We start from the raw sequence: 17845 nt of genomic DNA, 5'->3' as shown, positions 1-17845 counted from the left end.
CGCGCAATTGCGCATTCTCAAAAGGCACAGGCGCCGGTCAAAGGGCCATTTTACGGCGAGCGAACAGCCCGCCCAACAAGCCCGTGAAGCAGCCGACGAGCAGCCCGCCGACGTGGGCTGCGTTGGCGATCTCGCCGAAACCGATCAGCGAAACCAGCCCGGACAGGCACAGCAGCAACCACACCAGCATCATCACCAGCACCCCACGGGGCAAGTGATAGGCCGGGTTCGGCGCGAGCAACTGGTAGATCCAGCAATGGCCCAGCAGGCCGTACAGCACTCCGGATAGCCCGCCGAACAGGGTCGCGCCGCTGAACAGGTACTGGGCGAAATTGGACACGAGGCTGAACAGCAGCGTCAGCCCCAGCAGGTTGATCCCGCCCTGGCGCGCTTCGATCCGGCGTCCCAGTTCCCAGTACCACATGCCATTCATGGCGATGTGCAGGAAGCCGAAGTGAACCAGCATTGGCGTCACCAGCCGCCACCACTGCCCCGCCGCGAGGCTGTCGGCCAACGGCGTGAACTGGATGTAGTCGCCGACGACGCGAAACTCGAGGAAGGTCAACCAGCGCAGGGTTTGAAGATTTTCCCCCAGCAGCGTCACGGCACTGACGATCAGGCTCAGCAGCAATATCAGGGCCGTCACCGGACTGCGGGCCAGTTGCTGGACGAACCCTGCCCGCCGGGACGTGCTGCCGGTGTCAGGCAGTTCCAGCTGTTGCTCGGGATCGCCGGCGGGAAAACGCTCGTACAACGAACGCACGTTTTCGCTGATTTCATCCGGCACCCAGAGCACCTGCTCGCCCGCCTCTTCGCTGACGCGATGAGGCACCTGCATGCGCTGCAGCAGCTTGACGAAACCGCTCAGGTCCACTGCCAGGGGCAGGCGCAGGACGGCGACGACGCTCATCGCCCCATCTCCGGCCGCTCGACATCGACCCAGACGAACTTGTGCGGGTCCAGACGGGTTTCCTGGTCGAGCCGATAGGCGACCAGCTTGCCGTAGAGCACCGCGCTGTAGTCCAGGCAGGCCAGGTTCGGGCGGATCGGCGCCGGTTTGCCGCTGCGCCAATAGTGGCCGACGAACAACATCGGCTCATCGACGCCATACCGCAGCAGATTGTTTTTTTCGTCCGGTGACAACGGTGTGCGGGCCACCGGCTCCGGCAATGCGTCGGGCTGGAAGACGATATCGCCGTAGGTCTGCGGGTTGTCTTCCCAGAATTTGGTGCGGAAGAACGCGCGGGTCAGGCCGTCGCCACCCGTCAGGGTCATGCCATGGGGCAGGCGCATGTCGGTGCCGCGCAACAGGCGATCGAACACTGTGCAGGCAAAACTGCCCGATTCGGCCGAAGCCTGGAGAAAATGCTCGTCGATGCAGCCTTCCGGGAACAAGCCGCGCAATGGCTCGATCAGGCCCGCGTCCCAGCAGGCGTGGACGACCCGGAAGCGCCCGGCGTCGATAAACAGCGGCAGCTCGTAGAACCACTTGAGGAAATCACGCCATTCAACCGGGTGCTGATCGAACTGGGTCAGGGTTTCGTTGAGCAAGCGGGCATGGCGCGGCGTGTGTTCGCGCACGTAGCGCTGGCCGCTGCCCGGCAATGCCGGGGTGCTCCAACCCAAGGCATTGAATTCGTGGTTGCCCATGATGCACAGCGCCTGGCCGGCCACGACCATGTCGTGGACGATGTGCAGCGCCTCGCGAATCCGCGGGCCCCGGTCGATGATGTCGCCGAGGAATACCGCCATGCGCGAAGGATGTCGCCAGACCCCGGCCTGCTTGCGGTAACCGAGTCGGTCGAGCAGGTGTTCCAGGGTCAAGGCGCATCCGTGCACATCGCCGATCAGATCGTAACTGCGCGCGGGATCGAGCATCAGTCGCCTCCACCCCCCAAACGACTGCCCCAGCCGAGCTTGGTCCGGCAGACTTCGTAGTAGTTGTGATCCAGCGGATGGATCAGGCGCAGCTTTTGCGCCTTCTTGCTGACGGTGATGGTGTCGCCCGGCGCGCAGGTGAAATGGTTCTGGCCGTCACAGGACACTTGCGGGTAGATCTGCATATCCTTGGACACGACGATTTTCAGCTCACTGTTGCCATCGACCACGATGGGTCGCCCAGACAAGGTATGGGGGTACATGGGCACAATCACAATAGCGTCGAGCTTGGGATGCATGATCGGGCCACCGGCCGACAGCGCGTAGGCGGTGGAACCGGTCGGGGTGGCGACGATCAGGCCGTCGGCCTTTTGGCTGCAGACAAACTGGCCGTCGATGTACAGCTCGAATTCGATCATGCGCGTGGATTTGCCAGGGTGCAGCACCACGTCATTGAGCGCATCGCCCTGGCCGATGGCCTCGGCGTGACGGCGCACCTCGGCTTGCAGCAGGAAGCGGTTTTCCACCAGGTAATGGCCGTCCAGCACCTCGGCGACCTTGATCTCCAGCTCGTCAGGGCGGATATCGGTGAGGAAGCCCAGGCTGCCACGGTTGATCCCCAGCACCGGGATGTTGTGCCGCGCCAGGGCCCGGGCGGCGCCCAGCAGGCTGCCGTCGCCACCGACCACGATGACCATGTCGCAGACTTCGCCGAGCATCTTGCGCGACGACGTCTGCAGGCCGTGGCCCGGCAGCACTTCGGCGATGGTATCTTCGAGGATCACGTGCAGGTGCCGCTCCAGGAGGAAGCGCTTGAGACGGCGAACGGTGTCCAACACCTGGGAACTGCCCAGGCGACCGATGATGCCGATATTGCGAAATTGCTCCATGAGGCTCCTGCGAGGTCTGCGACGGGCGAAAAACCCGATTATGGGCGAAACCGCGCCGTAGACAAAATCCTTTAAGCCTTCAGCGCAACGGCTATGCTCGCAACATGATCCTGTTTCCCGAATTGCTCGACCTGCCCCGCCGCCTGCGCCATCCCGAAGTACGGGACCTGGCGTGGGTGATCGTCGCCCCGCCGATGCTCATCGACACGCCTTGGCCCCAGCGTCATCCGCTGGCGGGCAGCGGCTGGGTGCAGCAGCCCCATCGCCTGGAACACTGGTTGCGCGAACTGGACCGCGACAGCTATCCGTTGTTGCAGTGCCTGTCCCAGGGGCGCACGCGGCGCCTGGGACTGTATTACGAAAGGCTCTGGCAGTTTGCCGTGCAGCATGCGCCGGGCATCGAACTGATCGCGGCGAACCTGCCGATCCGGCGCGACGGCCATACGCTGGGCGAATTGGACCTGCTGCTACGCGATAATGAAGGCGTGCATCACCTGGAGCTGGCGATCAAGTTGTACCTGGGCCCGCAGCAAGGCAACGGGCGAGATACCGCGCAATGGCTTGGGCCCGGCTGCCATGACCGACTCGACCGCAAGCTGACGCATCTGCGTGAGCACCAACTGCCGATCTCGGCACGCCCGGAAAGTCGCGAGGCCTTGGCAGCGCTGGGCATCGAGTCGTTTCGCTCGCACCTTTGGCTCGGCGGCTATCTGCTCTATCCCTGGCCGGGCGAGGCCGAACCGCCGAGCGGTGCGCACCCCCGGCATTTACGCGGCCGCTGGTTGCACCAGCGGGACTGGCCCGGATTCGTCACCCAGCGCCCGCCGGGGCGCTGGCAGCCCCTGCCCCGCGCGGCCTGGCTGGCCCCGGCCCATTACCCGGTTGACCAGGTCTGGACTGCCGGACAACTGGAGGCCTGGCGAACCGCCCTTGATCCCATGGCACCGGCGCAACTGATGGTGCGCCTGACCGAAAATGCCGAGGGCGAATGGGAAGAAGCCGAGCGGGCGTTCCTGGTGGCGGATCTTTGGCCGGATGTGCCGGGTAATGGTTGAGGTTTGGGGGGCTGTCAGGGCCCCTTCGCGAGCAGGCTCGCTCCCACATCTGGAATGCAGTGCCCTTGGAGGAATCAATTCCCCTGTGGGAGCGAGCCTGCTCGCGAAGGCGTCGCCACGGCCTAGAGCGACAACCGCACCGCCAGCGCCGCCAACGTCACCAGCAACACCGGCACCGTCAGCACAATCCCGACCTTGAAGTAATAACCCCAACCGATGCGGATATCCTTGCGCGCCAGCACATGCAGCCAAAGCAAGGTTGCCAGGCTGCCGATCGGCGTGATTTTCGGCCCGAGGTCACTGCCGATGACGTTGGCGTAGATCATCGCCTCCTTGACCACGCCAGTGGCCTGGCTGGCATCGATGGACAAAGCGCCGATCAGCACCGTCGGCAGATTGTTCATCACCGATGAAAGCAGCGCGGTCAACAGCCCGGTCCCCATGGCCGCGCCCCACACCCCATAACCGGCGAAGCCATCGAGCCAGGCGGCGAGGTAGCCGGTGAGGCCGGCGTTGCGCAGGCCATAGACCACCAGGTACATGCCGAGGGAAAAGATCACGATCTGCCAGGGCGCTTCTTTCATCGCCTTGCGCGTGGAGATCTTGTGCCCTCGAGCCGCCACCGCCAACAGCAGTGCAGCGCAGACCGCCGAAATCGCGCTGATGGGAATGCCCAGCGGCTCCAGGGCAAAGCAGCCCAGCAAAAGGATCGCCAACACCACCCAACCGGCATAAAAAGTTGCCGTATCGTGGATGGCGCTTGCCGGGTCGTCCAGCTGCTGCGGGTCATAGTCGCGCGGGATATCGCGACGAAACATCCACAGCAGTATCGCCAGGCTGGCCGCAACGCTGACCAGGTTCACCGGCACCATGACCGAAGCGTAGCGGTTGAAGCCGATGCCGAAGAAATCCGCGGAAACGATGTTCACCAGGTTCGATACCACCAGAGGCAGGCTGGCGGTATCGGCGATGAAACCGGCGCCCATCACGAACGCCAGGGTCGCCGCCGGCGAGAACCGCAGGGCCAGCAACATGGAAATCACGATAGGCGTCAGGATCAGCGCCGCTCCGTCGTTGGCGAACAATGCCGAGACCAGCGCCCCGAGCAACACCATGAACGCAAACAGCTTGCGGCCGCTGCCTCGCCCCCAACGGGCCACATGCAACGCGGCCCAGGCAAAGAACCCGGCCTCGTCCAGCAACAGGCTGATGATGATCAACGCGACGAACGTACCGGTGGCATTCCAGATGATCTGCCACACCAGGGCAATGTCCCCGACCTGTACCACGCCGCTCAGCAAGGCCAACAGTGCACCAAGGGTGGCACTCCAGCCGACGCCCAACCCCTTGGGCTGCCAGATCACCAGCGTTATGGTCAGCAGGAAAATCAATGACGCGGTGAGCATGCGTTACAGCCTTAAAAGGAAAAGAAAAAACCAGCAGCAGGACGCCACGGCGCCAGCGAACGGCGAACGGCGAACGGCGAACGGCGAACGGCGAACGGCGAAGATAGGGAGTTTCGGATATTCGGTAAAGCAGGAATTGAACGGCTTATGCGGTCATGGATGCACTTGTGGCGAGGGAGCAAGCTCCCTGGCCACGGGTTTCACGGAGATATCAAACCTTCTTGTGCTGCTCCACCCACTTGCCATAGGCATCGATGAACTTCTGCAAAAACGGCCGCACCGATTCCGACAGGTTGCCCGCCTCGTCGAACGCCGTTCCCGCACCGCTCAGGTAGGCTTCCGGTTGTTGCATGCAAGGCACGTCGAGAAAAACCAGGGATTGGCGCAAATGGTGGTTGGCGCCAAAACCGCCGATGGCACCGGGTGAGGCGCTGATCACTGCGCCCGGCTTGCCGCTCAGGCAACTCTGACCGTAGGGGCGCGAGCCGACATCAATGGCATTCTTCAGCGGGGCCGGCACCGAGCGGTTGTATTCCGGTGTCACGAACAACAACGCATCCGCCGCGCCGACCTTCTGGCGAAACGCGGTATAGGCCGCCGGCGGCGAGACGTCGATGTCTTCGTTATAGAGTGGCAACTCGCCGATTTCGACGATTTCCAGTTTCAGGTTGGACGGCGCCAGGTCCGCCAGGGCCAACGCGACCTTTCGGTTGATCGAGGCTTTGCGCAGGCTGCCCACTAAAACCGCCACTGTGTAGACATTACTCATGAGAGGCTTCTCGACTATCGGCTCAAAGGGAGCCTGTAGTTATAGATGATCGGCACCACAATTGGACCAGTGGATCACCTAAAACCTGCCAACCGGACTATTTTTTTACTGTAGGAAAACTTACCGCGCTTGACCAAGGTCTACAGAACCGCAAATCGAGTGATCTATTTTCAGAGGTTCCAAGCAATGGCAGCAGTACTTGTCGGACAATTTCATGCACGGGACGCCGAAGGTCGCGTCTATTCGGTGCATGAATTCCAAGAATCAGACCCGTCGCAGGACGGCATTGGCAAGGATGTCATCACTTATAAGCTGGCCATTGGAGATCGGGTCAACAAAGTCGACGAGGACACGTTCCTCCTGGTGCAATCCGGCATCCACCTGACCCGCGAACCTGAAACGCCACGGCAGCCTCAGGCGCAAGTCGAAACGCAGATCGCTCTGTAACTGTTTGCATGAGCAGAAGTCGCACCCGTAATTGGGTTAGGATTCAGCCACTCAATGGCTTACCTGCCTAATACGGACCTCTTGCATGCGTTTACGCCACATCGAAGTGATCCAGGCGCTGCTGCAGACTGGCCACCTGGGTACCGCGGCCGAATGGCTGCAATTGCCGGTGGCCGAAGTCGAGTCGATCCTGCGCGATGCGGAGGCCCAGCTCGGTTTCATGCTGTTCGCCAGCGTGCGCGGACGCTTGCAGGCGACGCGGGAAACCCTGGAATTACGCGAAGGCATCACGCGGCTGTACGACACCCTCGAACCGATACAGCGAATGGCCGCCAGCCTGAAACATTATCAGGCGCCGCCCCTGCGCATCATCTGCACCCCACCACTGGCCCAACAGCTATTACCCCTGAGCATTGCCGCCCTGCGTCGGCGCCATCCGGATGCGCCGTGCACTCTGCTCAGCCAGCCGACCCGGGAAATCGTCAGAAGCCTGCTGCTGCGTGAAAGCGACTTGGGCCTGAGCCTGCACGATCCAGAACACCCCGACATCGATTGCCAGATGATCGCCCAAGGCAAACTGCAACTGCTGGCGCCCCATGGCTGGCTGCAACCACGACAGAAATACGTGTCGGTTCAGGATCTGGCGGGCCAGTCGCTGGTCGGGCTGGAGGGGCATGATCCGCTGAGCCCGGCGTTCGACCACAAGCTTGGCGCACTGCGCCCGGCGCCGGTGGTGCAGATACGCGTGCAGACTCATCAGATGATGCGGGCAATGGTCGAGGCCGGCGAAGGCCTGGCGATTGTCGACCCGTTTACCGCCTCGGGGGCCAGGGGCGGCGACCTGGACATCTGTCCGGTATCGCCGGCCGTGCCCATCTGCCTCTATGCATTGAGCCTGAACGGTGCCACGCCTTCACCGGCGGTCCAGTCGTTGCTGGAACGGATCACGGAACAAGCCGAGGCGTTGCTGAACCACTGACCGTCATGCCCAGCGGATCGTCGAACAACCGGTACCAGAACAGCGCCACCTCGGCGGTGTGCCGGTCAATGCCGCGATAGCGCAGGTGATCGATGCCGCCGAGCACATAGCCGCAGCGCTCGTAAAGCCGGCAGGCGCCCAGGTTGTTGTTCTGGGTTTCCAGCATGATGCCCGGCAGTTTTTTCTTGCGGCTCCAGAACTGGGCCACGTCGAGCAAGGCCTTGGCCACCCCATGCCGGCGAGCCGGTGCATGCACCGCCAGCTCGTCGATATGGGCATACCCGTTCCAATTGGTGCTGACGACCAGATGGCCGACCGGTTGATCGTCCAGGTAGGCCATGAAGATTTCGCTGTCCGGGGCATCGCGAAAACTGCCGAACTCTTCAGGGTCGATGCCGTAGCACTTGCGGTAGGGAAGGATCGGCGTCACCGGCCACTGGCTCACCGGCCGGCCGATCTGCGCCGCGCCATAGACGCTGACTTCGAAACTGAAATCGCTGCCCCAGATATAAGCGGCGAAGCCGTCATCGGCGACGCGCACCGACAGGCCGGGGTGCTTGGGATTCATGACCGGTTGCATACTGGGGAAGGTCCTCATTCCTTGAGACAACCAACGGCGCGAAGCCATCCATTGCCCTTGCTTGTCGAATCTTCACACGTCACGCGGATAACCATGGCCTGCCTTTACTTTAAATTGGAAAGTATTGGCGATTGCGCCGAAAACTGCATGAGGAAAGCTCTTGTGGGAGCGAGCCTGCTCGCGAAGGCGTAGGCACATTCGACAGTTGCCAATTGACCCAGCGCTTTCGCGAGCAGGCTCGCTCCCACAGATATCTCATCAACTCGCGGCAGCCTGCGCCTCGACCAATTGCGTCCACAATGCCGGGGCACCGGCGGACTTGGCGATGGCTTCCAGACGCGCGGCATGTTCGGCCAGGTCGCTTTCGCTGGCGCGGATGATCCGGGCCGGCTTGCGGTCTGCCGGCAAACGCCGGATCTCGCTCGCCTGGTTACCCGAACCTTCGCCGGTGCCATTGCCGTCAGACGCATTGCCGGCCAGGGACAGACTGGTCTGACCGCCAGTCATGGTCAGGTAGACGTCGGCGAGGATCTCGGAGTCGAGCAAGGCGCCGTGCAGCTCACGACCGGAGTTGTCGACCCCGTAGCGCTTGCACAAGGCATCAAGGCTGTTGCGCTGGCCCGGATGCCGCTCCCGCGCCATCATCAAGGTATCGAGGATAGTGCAATGCCGGGTGATGTCGGCCCGGTCGTGCTGGCCCATCAGGGCGAATTCATTGTTGATGAACCCGACGTCGAACGCCGCGTTATGGATGATCAACTGCGCGCCCTGGATGAATTCGAAGAACTCATCGGCTACCTCGGCGAAACGCGGCTTGCCTACCAGGAATTCGTTGGTGATGCCGTGCACGCCAATGGCACCCTCGTCGCTTTCGCGGTCCGGTTGCAGGTAAACGTGGAAATGACGACCGGTCAGGCGTCGACCGATCAGCTCGACACAGCCGATTTCGATAATCCGGTGACCGTCGGTCACCGGCATGCCGGTGGTTTCGGTATCCAGTACTACAGATCTGTTGGCCATCAGTGTTCAGCTCTCAAACGGGCAGTCTTGCAAAAGCGCGAATGTTAGCACGCTATTCGGTGGGATAAGCCCGGGACCGCTTTTGGATCAAGCCTGCTTATACCCCCGTACCTCATCGACCCCACGATTGGCCAACTGGTCGGCCCGCTCGTTGCCGTGGTGGCCGATGTGCCCGCGCACCCATTTCCAGGTGACGTTGTGGCGGTTGACCTGCTCGTCCAGCAGCTTCCAGAGATCAGCGTTCTTGACCGGTTCCTTCGCCGCCGTTTTCCAGCCGCGCTTCTTCCAGTTGGCCATCCACTCGTTGATGCCTTTCATTACATATTGCGAGTCGGTCACCAGCAGCACATCGCATGGCCGCTTGAGTTCTTCCAGGCCGCGAATGGCGCCCATCAGCTCCATGCGATTGTTGGTGGTATTGGCTTCGCCGCCCCAGAGCTCCTTTTCCACGCCCTTGCACACCAGCAACGCACCCCAGCCACCCGGGCCCGGATTGCCCTTGCAGGCGCCATCAGTGAAAAGTTCTACGCTATCGCTCATGCCAATCTATCCAGAAAAAATGCAAAGGCCCACCGGCCGGGACCGCTCGACGCCCGAAACCGAATGCCGGCCAGAACCATTGGAAATAAAAGTTACGGCTCGATGTGACGTCGATTGACCTTGGCCATCGGCAAGGGAATCAGCTTGCCCACCGGCTCGCGCCGCGCCTGGCGTACCGGGCGCAAGCCGACCACGATCTTGCGCGCCACCAACAGATAGAAGCCGCCGCCGGACAATTGCCAGTCACTGGCCTTGCGCTCCCAGCCGGCCAGACGGGCCTGCCACTTGGGCGACGCAAGCGGCGGACGATAGCACCCGAAGCGGCGTTTCTCCAGCGCGAAGCCCAGCAGGTTAAGCCAGTCGCCCACTCGCGAAGCCGAGATGCAACGGGCCTGGCGCAGCGCGTCGCCGGCGAATACATGACGCAGCCCCCAGCTGCTCCAGGGGTTGATGCCGATAATCAACAAATGGCCACCGGGACGCACGCTGCTGGCGGCTTCGCGCAACAGGCCATGGGGCGACAGGCAGAAATCCAGGCCGTGCTGCATGACCACCACGTCGGCGGCATGCTCGCTCAACGGCCAGGCCTGCTCCTCGCAGACGATCTCCACGCCAGGCAACGGCGCGCCCAGGCGTACGTTGCGCTGCACCTGCGGCGCCGACGGTGGGGTCTGCGCCGAGGGGCCGTAATGCACCAGGTAGCCGCCGAAGAACCGGCCCAACTCGTCTTCGAGCATGCGCCGTTCTTCTTCCAGCAGGAATTGCCCGACAGGGCCGGACAGCCATTCACGGGCGGAACTGATCAATGCCAGCCATTCAGGATCAGCCTGAGCGAACGCTTCATCGGTCATTGCATTCTCCAACGCGCCAGGAAGTTCTAAGATGCGCCTTTGTTTTGAGCTTGGCGAATTCAGCGATGATACAGATCAGTGCCCTGCCCGCGTTTACCGATAACTACATCTGGTTGTTACAGGATCACTCGACCCAGCGCTGCGCCGTGGTCGACCCGGGCGACGCCGCCCCCGTACGGGCCTGGCTCGACGCCCATCCGGGCTGGGTCCTGAGCGACATCCTGGTCACTCATCACCACCATGACCATGTCGGCGGTGTCGCGGCGCTGAAAAGCGCGACGAACGCCACCGTCTACGGGCCGGCCAGCGAAAACATCCCGGCGCGGGACATCGCGCTGGAGGACAACGCCAAGGTCAACGTGCTGGGCCTGGACTTCGATATTCACGCCGTGCCCGGACACACCCTTGGGCATATCGCCTACTACCATCGCGGCCTGCTGTTCTGCGGCGACACGCTGTTCGCCGCCGGTTGCGGCCGGCTCTTCGAGGGCACGCCCGAACAGATGCACCACTCCTTGAGCCGCCTCGCCGCACTGCCCGACGATACGCTCGTCTACTGCACCCATGAATATACTCTGAGCAACCTGAAGTTTGCCGTCGCGGTCGAGCCGACCAACCCGGACATTGCCGCGCGCCTGGAGAAAGTCACCGAGCAGCGCAGCCAGGGTGTCATCACCCTGCCGTCGACCCTGGCCCTGGAAAAGCTCACCAACCCGTTTTTGCGCACCTCTGAAACATCCGTTAAAGAAAAAGCAGACGAACGGAACGGCCAGCGTAACCAGACGGCGAGTGAGGTTTTTGCGGCCTTGAGGGCCTGGAAAGATAAGTTCTAAGCCAGCTACCAATTGATACAAAAATTCTGAATGGTTGACCTGTTGGGGTGCGCTTCCTAGAATCGGCCGACATTTTTGCCCGGAACTTACTTCCAGCCAATGTCGTCATCTATTCGCAGGTCCGTCCAGTCAGACACATTGACCCGCTTGGCTCAAGCCATCGCGGTGGCTGTGTCCGCCACGCTGGCCGGCTGCCAGAGCACCAGCCAGGTGCCGCAGGCCGATGTCGCGCATACGCCGAATATCGCCGCGCGAGCCAAGCAAAAACCCGTCTGGCTGACGGAAAAACCCAGCCCGCAAGTGCCCCAGGACGTCTGGGAACGCATGCGCCAGGGCTTCCAGCTGCAGGAAACCGCCGGGGTCAACCCGCGCATCGAGCAGCAGCGCCTGTGGTTCGCCAGCAATCCGTCCTTCCTGGAAAACGCCGGCGAGCGCGGCAGCCTGTACATCCACTACATCGTCGAGCGCCTGGAAGAGCGCAACATGCCGCTGGAGCTGGCGCTGTTGCCGGTGATCGAAAGCGCCTACAACCCGATGGCCTATTCCCGCGCCAACGCGGTGGGCCTGTGGCAGTTCATCCCCTCCACCGGGCGTTATTTCAACCTGCGCCAGACGCGTTTCTACGACGGACGTCGCGACATCACTGCGTCGACCACGGCCGCCATGGATTACCTGACGCGCCTGCATGACATGTTCAATGGCGACTGGCTGCTGGCGCTGGCGGCGTACAACGCCGGTGAAGGCACGGTCAGCCGGGCCATCGAGCGCAACGAAAAGCTCGGCCTGCCCACCGACTACTGGAACCTGCCTCTACCCAGCGAAACCCAGGCCTACGTGCCGAAGCTGTTGGCGCTGTCCCAAGTGGTACTGGCCCCCGATGCCTACGGCGTGAACCTCAACCCGATCGCCAACGAACCCTATTTCCAGGTCGTCGAGATCAACCAGCGCATGGACCTCTCCAAGGTCGCAGCGGTGGCGAACATCGACGAAGACGAGCTGTTCCAGCTCAACCCGGCGTTCAAGCAGCGCACCACCATCGACGGCCCGCAACACTTGCTGGTCCCGACCTCCAAGGCACAGTTGCTGACCGCCAGCCTGTCGACCATGCGCCCGGAAGAACTGATCAGCCCGCGCTCACTCAAGCCGGTCTTCGAAAACGCCGATGACAGCGAAGTGGAAGGCGTACGGCGCAGCTACCGGGTCAAGCGCGGCGACAACCTGGCCCAGATCGCCAAGGCCAACAACGTCCAGACCAAGGACCTGCAACGCTGGAACAAGCTCAGCGGCAACAAGCTCAAGGTCGGCCAGACCCTGGTCATGCAAGACGTCAAGGCCACCAAGGCAACCAAGGCCAGCGGCAAACGCATCAACACTGTCGTAGCCGCCAAGAGCAACGAACAGAAGAAGCAGACCCAATACAAGGTCAAGCAAGGCGACTCGCTTTACGTCGTTGCCAAGCGCTTCAACGTCGAAATGCAGCACCTCAAGCGCTGGAACCCGCGCATGGGCAAGGCGCTCAAGCCTGGACAGATGCTGACGGTCTATTCCCCACACTGACACCGGGGCTCCGGCGAGGAGCTTGTTGTGGCGAGGGAGCTTGCTCCCGCTGGGCTGCACAGCAGCCCCAAAAGCAGCGACTCAATTCACCTGTCACACCGAGGTGCCAGGTTCACGGGTTGCTTCGCAACCCAGCGGGAGCAAGCTCCCTCGCCACAAAGGCACTCTCGCCATGGATCCAGGTAATCCAGCGCTTTGAGCCCCCGCCTTTTTCCTGCCGATACAAGCTGTTACTGTACAGGCCATAAAAGCCCAAGCCGCCTGGATCGGATCTCAGACTTGATACGTCCCCTCCTCCTGTTCCTGATCAGCCTGGCCTTGAGCTCCCCCGCCGGCGCCACCATCAGCGAAAGCCATGGCTATGCGCAGTTCGGCACGCTCAAGTACCCGGCCAGATTCACCCACTTCGACTGGGTCAACCCGCAAGCGCCCAAGGGCGGCACCTTGCGGGTCATGGCATTTGGCACCTTCGACACACTCAATCCGTATACCTTCAAGGGCAGCAGCCCGGTTTCAACGGCAAATTTCCTGCAATACGGCATCAATGAATTGAACGAGCCGTTGATGGTTGGCACCGGCCAGTACGCACCGTCCGGCGACGAACCGACGTCGAGCTACGGCTTGATCGCCCGATCCGTGGAATACAGCGAGGACCGTAGCTGGGTGGTGTTCAACCTGCGGCCGGAGGCGCGGTTCCATGACGACGTGCCGATCACCGCTTATGACGTGGCGTTTTCCTACAGGACGCTGCTCAAGGAAGGTCATCCGCAATACCGCACCAACCTGCAGGAAGTGCTGCGGGTCGATATCCTCAATCCGCTGAAAATCCGCTTTGTCTTCAAGCGTGCGGGCAATCCCTTGCTGATCCTGCGCCTGGGGGAACTGCCGGTGCTGCCCCAGCACTACTGGAAAGACCGCGACTTCAAGGCGACCACCTTCGAGCCTCCCCTGGGCAGCGGTCCTTACCGCATCACCAAGGTGCAGCCCGGTCGTCAGCTGGTCTTCGAACGGGTCAAGGACTACTGGGGCAAGGACCTGCCGGTCAATCGCGGCAAATACAACTACGACCGCATGGTCGTGGAGTTCTACCGCGACAGCGAGGTGGCTTTCGAAGCATTCAAGGCCGGTGAATTCGATATCTACATCGAACACCAGGCCAAGAACTGGGCCAACGGCTACAACTTCCCGGCGATCAACCGTGGCGATGTGATCAAGGCGCAGATTCCCCATCAGATTCCGACCCAGACCCAGGGCCTGTTCATGAACACCCGGCGCAGCACCTTCGCCGAGGTCAGGGTGCGCGAAGCCCTGGGATTGATGTTCGATTTCGAATGGACCAACCGCACGCTGTTCAGCGGTGCCTACAAACGCACACTCAGCTATTACCCCAACAGTGAGTTTTCGGCCACGGGCCTGCCCGTGGGCCACGAATGGCTGCTGCTCAAGCCCTATCGTGAACAATTGCCGCCCCGGTTGCTGACCGAACCCTTCAGCCTGCCTCGCACCGACGGTCGCGGCGTTCCGCGCGAGACACTGCGCAAGGCCCTGGGTCTGTTGAAAGAAGCCGGATGGACCCTCCACGGCCAGCACTTGCTGAACGCCGACAAGCAGCCCTTGCGCTTCGAAATCCTGTTGGTGAATCCGAACCTGGAGCGCATCCTCCAGCCCTACGTCGAGAACCTCGCCAGCATCGGCGTCCAGGCCCGTCTACGCACGGTGGACCGCGCCCAGTACAAGCAGCGCCTGGACCAGTTCGATTTCGACATGATCCTGCTGACCCTGAGCCAGACCCTCAGCCCAGGCCTTGAGCAATGGCAGTATTTCCACTCCAGCCAGGTCGGGATCAAGGGCAGTAAAAACTATGCGGGCATCGCCAACCCCGTGGTCGACCACCTGCTGGAGAAGCTGCTCGCCGCCCAGACTCGCGACGAACAGGTCGCCGCCGGCAAGGCCCTGGATCGCGTGCTGCTATGGCAGCATTACTGCATTCCCAACTGGTATCTCAATTATCATCGCCTGGCGTACCGCAACCGGTTCGCCTTCGTCACTACGCCGCCCTACACCCTGGGCCTGAGCGCATGGTGGCTGAAATCTTCGGAGAAAGATCAATGAAGCCTTTACGCGCCCTGCTCCTGCAGGCCAGCGGCCTGTTATTCGCCGGGCTGGCCTGTGCCGCGCCGCAACACGCCTTGACGTTGTATAACGAGCCGCCGAAGTACCCGGCCGACTTCAAGCATTTCGACTACGTGAACCCGGATGCCCCCAAGGGCGGGATATTCCGTCAGGGCGGGTTTGGCGGCTTCGACAGCCTCAACCCGTTTATCAGCAAGGGCGTACCGGCCGAGGACATCGGCCTGATCTACGACACCCTGGCCAAGCAAGGCCTCGACGAGCCCTTTACCGAGTACGGCCTGATCGCCGAAAAGATCGAGAAGGCCCCGGACAATGGCTGGGTGCGCTTCTACCTGCGCCCCGAAGCCCGCTTCAACGACGGCCATCCGGTGCGCGCCGAAGACGTCGTGTTCAGCTTCGAGACCCTGACCAGGGACGGCGCACCGATGTTTCGCGGTTATTACAACGACGTCGCCGAAGTCGTCGCCGAGATGCCACTCAAGGTCCTGTTCAAGTTCAAGCACACCAATAACCGCGAGCTGCCGCTGATCCTCGGCCAATTGCCGGTATTGCCCAAGCACTGGTGGGCCAACCGCGACTTCAACAAGGGCAACCTGGAGATCCCCCTCGGCAGTGGCCCCTACCGGGTCACCGAAGTGAAGGCGGGGCGCTCGATCCGCTACGAGCGCGTCAAGGACTACTGGGGCAAGGACCTGGCGGTCAACCGCGGCTTCTACAATTTCGACGTACTGACCACCGATTACTACCGCGACAACACCGTGGCGGTAGAGGCGTTGAAAGCCGGGCAATTCGATTTCTGGCTGGAGATGGCTGCCAAGAACTGGGCCAACGCCTACAACATTCCCGCCGTCAGCGAAGGCCGCCTGATCAAGGAACAGATCCCCAACGGCAACCCCACCGGCATGCAGGGTTTTGTCTTCAACCTGCGCCGCCCGATCTTCCAGGACGTGCGGGTGCGCCAGGCGTTGAGCCTGTTGCTGGACTTCGAATGGACCAACAAGCAGTTGTTCCACGGTGCCTACGCCCGCACCCGCAGCTATTTCGAGAACTCGGAAATGGCCGCGACCGGCCTGCCCGGCGAAGACGAAATGAAGATTCTCGAACCGCTGCGCGGCAAGGTTCCGGAACAGGTCTTCAGCGAAACCTTCCAGCCGACGGTCTGCGACGGCAGCGGCATGATCCGCGACCAGCAGCGCAAGGCCTACCAATTGCTACAGGAGGCCGGCTGGCGCATCGTCGACGACAAGATGGTCGACGCCCAGGGCAAACCGGTGGTGCTGGAATTCCTCCTGGCCCAGACCGAATTCGAGCGGGTGCTGCTGCCCTTCAAGCGCAACCTGAGCGACCTCGGCATCGAGCTGGTGATTCGCCGCGTCGACGTGTCCCAGTACATCAACCGCGTGCGCTCCCGGGACTTCGATCTGGTGGTGGGCAGCTTCCCGCAGTCCAGCTCGCCGGGTAACGAGCAGCGCGAGTTCTGGATGTCGGCTGCCGCGGACAAGCCTGGCAGCCGCAATACCATGGGCCTGAAGGACCCGGCCGTCGACCAGTTGGTGGAACAGTTGATCAACGCCGATTCGCGCAAAAGCCTGGTAGCCCATGCCCGGGCGCTGGACCGGGTGTTGCAGTGGGGCTACTACGTGATCCCCAACTGGCACATCAAGACCTGGCGCGTGGCTTACTGGAACCACATCGGCCACCCTGAAATCACCCCGACCTACGACATCGGCACTACCACGTGGTGGGTCAAACCGGACATCAAGCCGGCCGAAGAAGTGGAAAAACAAGTGATCGAGCAGCAAGTCGCCGCCCCTGTGAGCGTGGAGTAACCCGATGCTGGCTTATATTTTTCGGCGCCTGCTGCTCATCATCCCGACCCTGTTCGGCATCCTGTTGATCAACTTCGTGATCATCCAGGCCGCGCCCGGTGGGCCGGTGGAACAGATGATCGCCAAGCTCGAAGGTTTCGAAGGCGCTACCAGCCGCATCGCCGGCGGCGGCGCGGAAGTGTCGGTGGCCGGCTCCTCCTACCGCGGCGCCCAAGGCCTGGATCCGGCACTGGTCAAGGAAATCGAGCGCATGTACGGGTTCGACAAGTCGGCTCCCGAACGCCTGTGGATCATGATCAAGAACTACGCCCGCCTGGACTTTGGCGACAGCTTTTTCCGCGACGCCAAGGTCATCGACCTGATCAAGGAAAAGATGCCGGTGTCGATCTCCCTCGGGTTGTGGAGCACGCTGATCATGTACCTTGTGTCAATCCCACTGGGAATTGCCAAGGCCACGCGGCACGGCAGCCATTTCGACGTGTGGACCAGCTCGGCGATCATCATCGGCTACGCGATCCCATCGTTCCTGTTCGCCATCCTGCTGATCGTGGTGTTTGCCGGCGGCAGCTATTTCGACTGGTTTCCATTACGGGGCCTGACATCGAACAATTTCGAGGAGCTGAGCCCGGGCGGCAAGATCCTCGATTATTTCTGGCACCTGGCCTTGCCCGTCACCGCCCTGGTGATCGGCAACTTTGCCACCATGACGCTGCTGACCAAGAACAGTTTCCTCGATGAAATCAACAAGCAGTACGTGGTCACCGCCAAGGCCAAGGGGCTGACGCGCAACCGGGTGCTCTACGGGCATGTATTTCGCAACGCCATGCTGCTGGTGATTGCCGGTTTCCCTTCGGCGTTCATCGGGATCTTCTTTACCGGCTCGCTGCTGGTGGAAGTGATCTTCTCCCTCGACGGCCTTGGCTTGATGAGCTTCGAAGCCGCCATCAACCGTGATTATCCAGTGGTCTTCGGCACACTGTTCATCTTTACCCTGCTGGGGCTGGTAGTGAAACTGATCGGCGACCTGACCTATACCTTCGTCGATCCGCGTATCGACTTCGAAAGCCGGGAGCATTGA

At 61.8% G+C, this 17845-nt stretch carries 17 protein-coding genes; 8 read left to right on the top strand and 9 right to left on the bottom strand.

Going from position 1 to position 17845, the window contains the following annotated elements; genetic code table 11:
- Positions 1–37 precede the first annotated feature (37 nt).
- The 3 genes from J3P96_RS11460 to J3P96_RS11450 are packed head-to-tail and all read right to left on the bottom strand — an operon-like array spanning position 38 to position 2768.
- Positions 38–910 carry a rhomboid family intramembrane serine protease gene (locus tag J3P96_RS11460; RefSeq protein ID WP_434601090.1) on the bottom strand — a complete coding sequence of 291 codons (873 nt, stop codon included), beginning with the start codon at positions 908–910 and terminating at the stop codon, positions 38–40.
- Positions 907–1881 carry a metallophosphoesterase gene (locus tag J3P96_RS11455; protein WP_434658150.1) on the bottom strand — a complete coding sequence of 325 codons (975 nt, stop codon included), beginning with the start codon at positions 1879–1881 and terminating at the stop codon, positions 907–909. The genes J3P96_RS11460 and J3P96_RS11455 overlap by 4 nt, the downstream gene beginning before the upstream one ends.
- A complete protein-coding gene (locus tag J3P96_RS11450) occupies positions 1878–2768 on the bottom strand; it encodes an NAD(+) kinase (protein ID WP_003180647.1) in 891 nt (296 codons plus the stop codon). Before J3P96_RS11450 ends, J3P96_RS11455 begins: the two co-directional genes overlap by 4 nt.
- A gap of 104 nt (positions 2769–2872) precedes the next feature.
- Between J3P96_RS11450 and J3P96_RS11445 the strand changes: the two genes are divergently transcribed.
- Positions 2873–3823: a DUF1853 family protein gene (locus J3P96_RS11445; RefSeq protein WP_434657166.1), complete on the top strand. Its 951-nt coding sequence runs from the start codon at positions 2873–2875 to the stop codon at positions 3821–3823.
- Positions 3824–3945: 122 nt separating this feature from the next.
- Here J3P96_RS11445 and J3P96_RS11440 read toward each other — a convergent pair whose 3' ends face one another.
- Together J3P96_RS11440 and J3P96_RS11435 are read right to left on the bottom strand one after the other, a co-directional pair.
- Positions 3946–5229, bottom strand: a complete 1284-nt coding sequence (locus J3P96_RS11440; RefSeq protein WP_434657164.1) for an arsenic transporter — start codon at positions 5227–5229, stop codon at positions 3946–3948.
- A gap of 211 nt (positions 5230–5440) precedes the next feature.
- Positions 5441–5998: an NADPH-dependent FMN reductase gene (locus tag J3P96_RS11435; RefSeq protein ID WP_305500446.1), complete on the bottom strand. Its 558-nt coding sequence runs from the start codon at positions 5996–5998 to the stop codon at positions 5441–5443.
- Positions 5999–6184: 186 nt separating this feature from the next.
- Between J3P96_RS11435 and J3P96_RS11430 the strand changes: the two genes are divergently transcribed.
- Entirely contained in the window at positions 6185–6445 is a 261-nt protein-coding gene (locus tag J3P96_RS11430; RefSeq protein ID WP_434657161.1) for a hypothetical protein, read from the top strand.
- Between the two features lie 85 nt (positions 6446–6530).
- Positions 6531–7424 carry a LysR substrate-binding domain-containing protein gene (locus J3P96_RS11425; protein ID WP_434657159.1) on the top strand — a complete coding sequence of 298 codons (894 nt, stop codon included), beginning with the start codon at positions 6531–6533 and terminating at the stop codon, positions 7422–7424.
- Here J3P96_RS11425 and J3P96_RS11420 read toward each other — a convergent pair.
- The 4 genes from J3P96_RS11420 to J3P96_RS11405 form a co-directional block, all read right to left on the bottom strand.
- Entirely contained in the window at positions 7390–8004 is a 615-nt protein-coding gene (locus J3P96_RS11420) for a GNAT family N-acetyltransferase (RefSeq protein WP_434657157.1), read from the bottom strand. The two genes, J3P96_RS11425 and J3P96_RS11420, sit on opposite strands and share 35 nt — an antisense overlap.
- Positions 8005–8262: 258 nt before the next feature.
- Entirely contained in the window at positions 8263–9024 is a 762-nt protein-coding gene (dnaQ, locus tag J3P96_RS11415; protein ID WP_434601099.1) for a DNA polymerase III subunit epsilon, read from the bottom strand.
- A gap of 87 nt (positions 9025–9111) precedes the next feature.
- The gene (gene rnhA / locus J3P96_RS11410) at positions 9112–9564 is read right to left on the bottom strand and encodes a ribonuclease HI (protein WP_030142629.1); all 453 of its coding nucleotides are present in this window, start codon (positions 9562–9564) and stop codon (positions 9112–9114) included.
- Between the two features lie 92 nt (positions 9565–9656).
- On the bottom strand, positions 9657–10415 hold the full coding sequence (locus tag J3P96_RS11405) for a class I SAM-dependent methyltransferase (protein WP_434573601.1): 759 nt from the start codon (positions 10413–10415) through the stop codon (positions 9657–9659).
- Between the two features lie 65 nt (positions 10416–10480).
- On the opposite strand from J3P96_RS11405, the gene gloB reads away from it, so the two are divergent.
- The 5 genes from gloB (at position 10481) to J3P96_RS11380 (ending at position 17845) form a co-directional block, all read left to right on the top strand.
- Complete coding sequence (gene gloB, locus J3P96_RS11400) at positions 10481–11248, top strand: hydroxyacylglutathione hydrolase (protein ID WP_434657153.1); 768 nt, start codon at positions 10481–10483, stop codon at positions 11246–11248.
- A 99-nt stretch (positions 11249–11347) separates the two neighbouring features.
- Entirely contained in the window at positions 11348–12805 is a 1458-nt protein-coding gene (locus J3P96_RS11395) for a transglycosylase SLT domain-containing protein (RefSeq protein ID WP_434657150.1), read from the top strand.
- A gap of 279 nt (positions 12806–13084) precedes the next feature.
- Positions 13085–14917 carry an extracellular solute-binding protein gene (locus J3P96_RS11390; protein WP_434657147.1) on the top strand — a complete coding sequence of 611 codons (1833 nt, stop codon included), beginning with the start codon at positions 13085–13087 and terminating at the stop codon, positions 14915–14917.
- Positions 14914–16767, top strand: coding sequence for an extracellular solute-binding protein (locus J3P96_RS11385; RefSeq protein ID WP_434657144.1), 1854 nt, complete (start codon positions 14914–14916; stop codon positions 16765–16767). The genes J3P96_RS11390 and J3P96_RS11385 overlap by 4 nt, the downstream gene beginning before the upstream one ends.
- A gap of 4 nt (positions 16768–16771) precedes the next feature.
- On the top strand, positions 16772–17845 hold the full coding sequence (locus J3P96_RS11380; RefSeq protein ID WP_434657141.1) for a microcin C ABC transporter permease YejB: 1074 nt from the start codon (positions 16772–16774) through the stop codon (positions 17843–17845).

Origin of the sequence: Pseudomonas sp. R3-56 (assembly GCF_051132075.1) — a bacterium.
Taxonomy (GTDB): Bacteria; Pseudomonadota; Gammaproteobacteria; order Pseudomonadales; family Pseudomonadaceae; genus Aquipseudomonas.
Note: the sequence above shows the minus strand (reverse complement) of the source record. Positions and strands in the feature narration are given on the sequence as shown.